Source organism: Daejeonella sp. (genome assembly GCF_049655485.1).
Taxonomy (GTDB): Bacteria; Bacteroidota; Bacteroidia; order Sphingobacteriales; family Sphingobacteriaceae; genus Daejeonella.
On record NZ_JBASJU010000311.1, the window covers coordinates 1 to 6,839 of the forward strand.

General features: G+C 38.5%; 4 protein-coding genes. All 4 read left to right on the forward strand.

Translation table 11 applies throughout. The features are described 5' to 3' along the window. Window positions 1-154 precede the first annotated feature (154 nt). On the forward strand, window positions 155-1,180 hold the full coding sequence (locus WBJ10_RS12680) for a hypothetical protein (RefSeq protein WP_424290851.1): 1,026 nt from the start codon (window positions 155-157) through the stop codon (window positions 1,178-1,180). Window positions 1,181-1,735: 555 nt separating this feature from the next. Next, on the forward strand, window positions 1,736-4,939 hold the full coding sequence (locus WBJ10_RS12685) for a SusC/RagA family TonB-linked outer membrane protein (protein ID WP_424290853.1): 3,204 nt from the start codon (window positions 1,736-1,738) through the stop codon (window positions 4,937-4,939). Window positions 4,940-4,985: 46 nt separating this feature from the next. After that, the gene (locus tag WBJ10_RS12690; RefSeq protein WP_424290855.1) at window positions 4,986-6,494 is read left to right on the forward strand and encodes a RagB/SusD family nutrient uptake outer membrane protein; all 1,509 of its coding nucleotides are present in this window, start codon (window positions 4,986-4,988) and stop codon (window positions 6,492-6,494) included. Between the two features lie 130 nt (window positions 6,495-6,624). Continuing rightward, on the forward strand, window positions 6,625-6,839 hold a 215-nt coding region (locus tag WBJ10_RS12695; RefSeq protein WP_424290857.1), incomplete at its 3' end, for a hypothetical protein.

The window sequence follows — 6,839 nt, forward strand, 5'->3', positions numbered from 1 at the left end:
CAAATACACCAAACGATTTATCATGCATTGGGGATTGAAGAAGATGCAAATTATGTTGTAGAAAAAAGACCGTTTTATACTACACCGGATGGCTTGGGTAAAGCAGAGCTTAAATTATTTACATAAAAAGATTAACCATTTAAAATAAAGACGCATGGTAAGAAGGAACTTTATCAGGCAGACAGCGATAACAACCAGCGGCTTGTTGATTATGAAAGATTTATTTGCCAAACCTCAGAATAAAGTATACGGTCATAATAATACGACTTATACGCTGGATACTTCATGGGCTAAAACAAACACTTCACAACTCCCTGTAAAGGACTGCCATGAGATGGTTCAAGACAGTAGTGGCAGAATTATCCTGTTAACTAATGAAACAAAGAATAATATTCTCATCTTCAATAAGGATGGAAAAGTGCTGGATAACTGGGGTCATTCATTCCCCGGCGGACATGGTTTATCCCTGCATAATGAAAATGGGACAGAATTTCTTTATATCACCGATACTTCAAAACACCAGGTCTATAAAACAACTATGGATGGTAAAATGCTTCTTACCATTAGTGCGCCTATGGATGCCGGCATATATTCTAAACCAGAAGAATTTGTACCTACCGAAACTGTTGTAGATAAGAATGGAGATATTTTTATCGCCGATGGATATGGTGCACAGTACATTTTGCATTATGATAGGAAAGGAAAATTAATTAAATATTTTGGCGGCCGTGGCGAAGGGGATGCTCATCTGGATAACGCACACGGCATTAGCTTCGATACACGTAATAATAAACGCACCTTGCTTATCACCGACAGGACAAGGAATTGTTTCAAAAGATTTAATAAAAAGGGAGAACTGCTTGAGATAATTAAACTTCCCGGTGCCTGCGTATGCCGTCCGGTTATTCAGGGTGATTATTTATACGCAGCTGTATTTCGTTCGCCCAACTCAAATGCCCCAGGCAGTGGGTTTGTCACAATTTTGGACAAACACAATAAGGTAGTCAGTAATATCGGTGGCAATGAGCCCATCTACGTGAATGGTATTCTGCAGCCCCTGCGACAAACAGAAAAAATATTTGTTCATCCGCATGATGTTTGCGTAGATCAGGATGAAAATATCTATGTCGCACAATGGGCATCAGGTAACGTTTATCCATACAAATTAACCAGGGCTTAACGTGTGAGTTTACATCGTTAAAAATTCAAGGTATTTCACCCTGCTTAAGATTGTACTCCAAAATGGAAAAGGGGCTTAATTTAAAAGCACATTTTTTATTCTGCATATTTCCTTGACTTAAAACAAGGTGCCCAAGGCATAAGTTTATTAAGTCGTAATATTGTGAAAGTAAGCACCCGGTTTACTTTCAGCGCGAAAGATTACTCCAATTTTCTATTTTTTTAAACAGGTAGTTCCTTATCTCAATCTGATATTACTTGTTATAATTCAAATTATCAATCAATTTATTTATAAGTAGTTGATAAATAGTTAATTATATATAACAAATTTTTTTTTAAGATTTTGTTGGAATCAGGTCAGATCAGGACAGAAAAGTAAATTTTCATCTCTACTTTGTCTTACTTAATTTTTATTAGATATGTTTTTGAGTTCGTAACTGCAAGATAAATAAGGAAAGGCAATGAGATGAAATCGAAAACAGAAGCACCCGTTTTAAAGGCAGTTCTGCAACTGTATTTTTTCCATTAATATTCTAAACCACTAAACCCTGAAAACATGAAAAAGAAATTTACCACATCCCAAAAACTGTGTTTAATGCAATGGCGGAGAATGATTAGGTATAGCGCATTTAGTATGGTTATGATGATCAGCTTCGGCATTATGCATGTACGCGCGGGAGTTCGCAATAACGGTGATCTGCCGGAGATTTATCGAGACTATCTCCGGGTTGAAACTGCTTTGGAACTAAAAGCCGATATCCCGATTGAGGGAAGGGTTACAGACCAAAAATCCGGCGAAGCGCTGATAGGTGTTTCAATAAAGGTCAAAGGAACCAATATTGGCGTATCGACAAACGCTAATGGTAATTATTCGCTGGATGCGCCCGAAAATGGAACACTGATTATTACTTATGTAGGCTATGAAACGATCGAAATCCAGGTGAGTAATCGAAAAACTATTGATATTCAGTTAGTAGGATCCAACACCTCATTAAGTGAGGTCGTGGTGGTGGGCTACGGTAGTCAGTTAAAACGGGAAATAACAGGTTCAGTTCAAACGGTTAAATATAAAGATTTAAAAGATCTGCCTGTTACCACTATTGCGCAAAAATTGCAGGGAGCATTAGCTGGTGTACAGATCAATCAGACTACAGGAAAGCCTGGTCAGGGAATGTCAATCCGTATCCGCGGACAGTTATCTGTTTCGGCAGGAAGCGATCCGCTGTATGTTGTTGACGGATTCCCCATTACCGGCAATATCAGCGCAATGAATCCCGATGAAATAGAGGACATCTCTATTTTGAAGGATGCAGCTTCGACTTCCTTATATGGTTCCAGGGCTGCAAATGGCGTAGTGCTTATAACGACTAAAAAAGGAAGTGCCGGGCAAACCAATGTCAATTTCAACACATTTACCGGCATTCAACGGGTGCCTGTAAAAGGTAGAATTGAAATGATGAATGCAGTGGAATTTGCACAATTCAAAAAGGAATCATATGAAGATGCGAAGCAGCCTGTACCTGATATTTTTCAAAACCCTTCTCAATATGAAGGAAAAAATAACGATTGGTATGATGCTTTGTTAAGACAAGCACCCCTGCAGAGCTATAATTTAACCATTACATCTAATAAAGAAAAAGTTAATACGTCGGTAATTGCAGGTGTTATTGATCAGCAGGGTGTGGTTTTGAATAATGAGTATAAAAGATATTCGCTTCGTTTAAATTCCGCTTACGCCATTTCTGATAAGGTAAATTTAGGATTTAATATCGCCCCATCCTATGTATTCGACAACACCCCCAGATCAGATGGAGATAGAGGAACCGGTATTCTTTTTAATGCATTACATACATGGCCCATTATGCCCATTCGGGATGACAAAGGGGACCTGACTTTATTTAATAGATTTCCCTCAAGTACGGGTAATATCTTTGCTTACGCAAACTGGGTAAGGTCAGCAGAGGAGTTGATTAATGAAACAAAAACCACTAACCTGCTTTCGAATGCATTTATTGATTATCAGCCGTTAAAAGGACTTTTGCTTAAGTCTACATTCAATGCGGAATTATTAAGCAGTAAATTTTTCTTTTTCAATCCTTCTACGGCCACCAGTAGTATCAACACACCGATTCCCACAACTGCATCATCACAACGATTGAATGGTCAAAACTTTTCATGGCTTAACGAAAATACAGCTACCTATACCAAGAGTTTCAACGATCATAATTTTGAGTTATTGGGAGGTTTTACTAACCAGAGATTTCGTCAGGAAACAACGCAAATCAGTGCTGATACCTATTCAGACGACAGGCTTCCAACAATCCAGGGAGCCATCAACATAAACCGTGGTGGTACTTTCAGTGGGGTTGCAGAATGGGCACTAACCTCTTTTATATCCAGACTTAACTATAATTACAAAGGCAAATACCTGTTTAATGCTGCTGTTCGCAGTGATGGTTCTTCCCGTTTTGGATCAGCTAATCGATGGGGTACTTTCCCTTCCATTGGCCTTGGGTGGATAGCTTCTGATGAGAATTTTCTTAAAGATATGCCAAGCATATCATTTGCGAAATTAAGAGCTAGCTATGGAACAATTGGAAACAATAATATTGGTAATTATACCCATTACGCATTAATTAATAACACAGTAAATGCAGTATTCGCCAACAATGTGGCTGCAGGTGCAGTGATATCATCTTTGGCTAACCCTAATTTAGGATGGGAAACTACCAAACAAATGGATTTGGGCTTAGATCTTAGTCTGTTCAACAATAAGTTTCAATTTACTTATGATTATTATGTAAAAAACACGAGTAATTTACTTTATAGCGTACAAATTGCGCAGGAATCCGGATTTGGTAATTTCAACGATAATATCGGAGAAATAAAGTTTTGGGGTCATGAATTTGCTCTTACTAATCAAAACACCATCGGAAAACTTAGATGGACCAACAATGCAAATATTTCATTTAACCGGAATAAGGTAATAGCCCTGGCTGATGGAATTGATAGGGTATATGGTACTTTCCATATCACTCAAGTAGGAAAACCTTTTGGACAATTCTATGGACACATCTCTCAGGGGATGTACAAAAATGCTGAAGACCTTAAAAATTCTCCGCAAGTACCTGGCAGGTCAACAGTTGGTAGTATAAAATTGACAGATCAAAACGGAGATGGTATAATAACGAACGGTGGCGACAAAGATGATAGAGTAATCATGGGTAGTCCTTTTCCAAAGTTCACCTATGGAATGTCAACAAACTTACAATTTGGAAAATTTGATTTTAACATTACAGGTTCTGGTTCATTTGGCAATCAATTACTTGTTCGGCATCTATATAGCACCGCAAATTTGGATGGTGTTTTTAATATGGTTAGAGAAGCCCAATACCGTTTTAGATCGGAAGCTAATCCTGGTAAAGGATTTTATGGCACTACGGTAGGTGGAGGTAACGTCACTGGTATCGAAAGAGACTGGATGAATAGTCGCTTCATAGCGGATGCCTCATTTTTTACCATTAAGAATATTACTCTTGGTTATGATGTTGGTATTAAAACTAAGCTTTTTAAATCAGCCCGGGTTTATACGTCTGTACAACAGGCTTTCGTATTTACAAAATATTGGGGTGGACCAAATCCTGAAACAAGTGCCCAGGGAAACGGCCAAGGGGACGGAGGAAATTTGAGTCAGGGGATAGATCTTTCAAATTATCCGGTACCCCGTACCTTCAGTCTTGGGGCTAACCTGAATTTTTGAATTACTTAATTAACTAAATTGTTTTTAATAACTATATTTTAATAACATGAAAAGAATCTTCGTTATCACTTGTCTTTTATGCTTTGTATTGGCAAGCTGTAAAGATAAATTTTTGGAAATAGTCCCTGAGACTGCCTTGAGTTCGGAAACTTTTTTCAAAACCGAATCCGATTTTCAACAGGCCGTTAATGCGGCTTATGTTCCGCTGAGAAGCATTGTTAACGACCGGGCATGGCTTTTAGGGGAAATGCACTCTGATAATACATATTATGCCCGTAATATATTGTTTGGCGCAACGGAGCAGCAGGAAAATATAGCTGATTTCGCTCTTCCAACTGCACAGGGTATAACAACTAATACACATGTTCTCAACCAGTATCGTCTGGATTATCAGATCATTGCCCGAACTAATCAGCTTTTGTCGCTAATTGATGGCGTAGATTTTAATGCCGAATCGAAAAATAATTTAAAAGGGCAAGCCTATTTTCTAAGAGCCTATGCCTATTTTGAATTGGTAAGATATTTCGGAAAAGTTCCTCTGCACCTAACGCCCGTTACCAATCGTTCGGAAGCGGCATTGCCATTATCATCCGTTGATCAAATATATGCCCAAATTGTAAAAGATGCCGATCAGGCTACCAAATTGTTGTTTAATAAAGCTAAACAAGAACCTGGGCGCGCCACATCTGGTGCAGCAAAAACATTACTGGCCAATGTGTATATCGTGCTAAAGAAATGGCCGGAAGCCGAAAAACTTTTGAAAGAGGTAGTTACTAATGATGGATATGGTTTGATGCCTGATTATGCAGATGCTTTTTCTACTTCAACTGCTAATAAAAACAATAGGGAGTCAGTTTTTGAAGTTCAGTTTCAGGAAGGTTCAGCCGGTTATGCCGGAAGTTTTCTATATAACTTTATGCCTCGCCCAATGGCCCCTGATGAACTAAAGACCATTACCGGAACTTCAAACCCTCAGCCACTTACCGGAGAAGGAAATAATATTCCGACACCTGATGTCATTGCAGCATACGAAACCGGAGATAAAAGACTTAACGCCTCCATTGCATACATTACCTTAAGCGGAAGTTTAAGAGAAAATAAAGTGTACCCTTACATCAAAAAATACGCTAAGGTTCACGCATTAAACGGAAATCATGGCATGAACTGGCCTATTTATCGTTACTCGGAAGTTTTATTGTTGTTGGCAGAATCGTTAAACGAACAAAATAAAAGTATGGAAGCCGCAACTTACATGAATCAGGTTCGATCCCGGGCAGGTTTAGCAAATTATATGGCTGTTTCACAGGCAGATATGCGAGACGCTCTTTTTAGAGAGAGAAGAGTAGAACTCGCGTTTGAAAATAAACGCTGGTTCGATTTAGTAAGATCAGGAACCGCTATTGCCGTTATAACAGCTTATGGAAACAGGATTAAGGCAAATCCTCTTGATTATTATTATCCTAAAGGGGCGGTTCCTCCGGGAAATGCTTTTACACAACTGGAATTGCTTTATCCGCTTCCTGCTGACGAGGCGGCTTTAAATCCTCATTTTTAACCCTTTTTTGCAAGCCGGCTCTTTTGAATAATCCGGCTTGTTTTTAGATTTCGCTTAAAGTAAATTCGATGGCTTATGCCCTTTAGAAAATATGCACTAAGTGTGCAAAAAATTAATAGTAGTTGTGATAATGGGAAATGCCATTTTATTAAGTAAAAAATCAGCAAGACTTTTTTTATTTTTTGCCGGGCTATTCATTTTTCCCGCAGTGTCTTTTCAATCTATTCCAGAGGTAAAATTCAGAAAGCAGATGATTGCTGCTGAAAGTGCGGAATCTGCCGGAGTTTTTGATGTAAATGGGGATGATTTTTTAGATATTGTATCTGGAAGTTATTGGTATGAAGG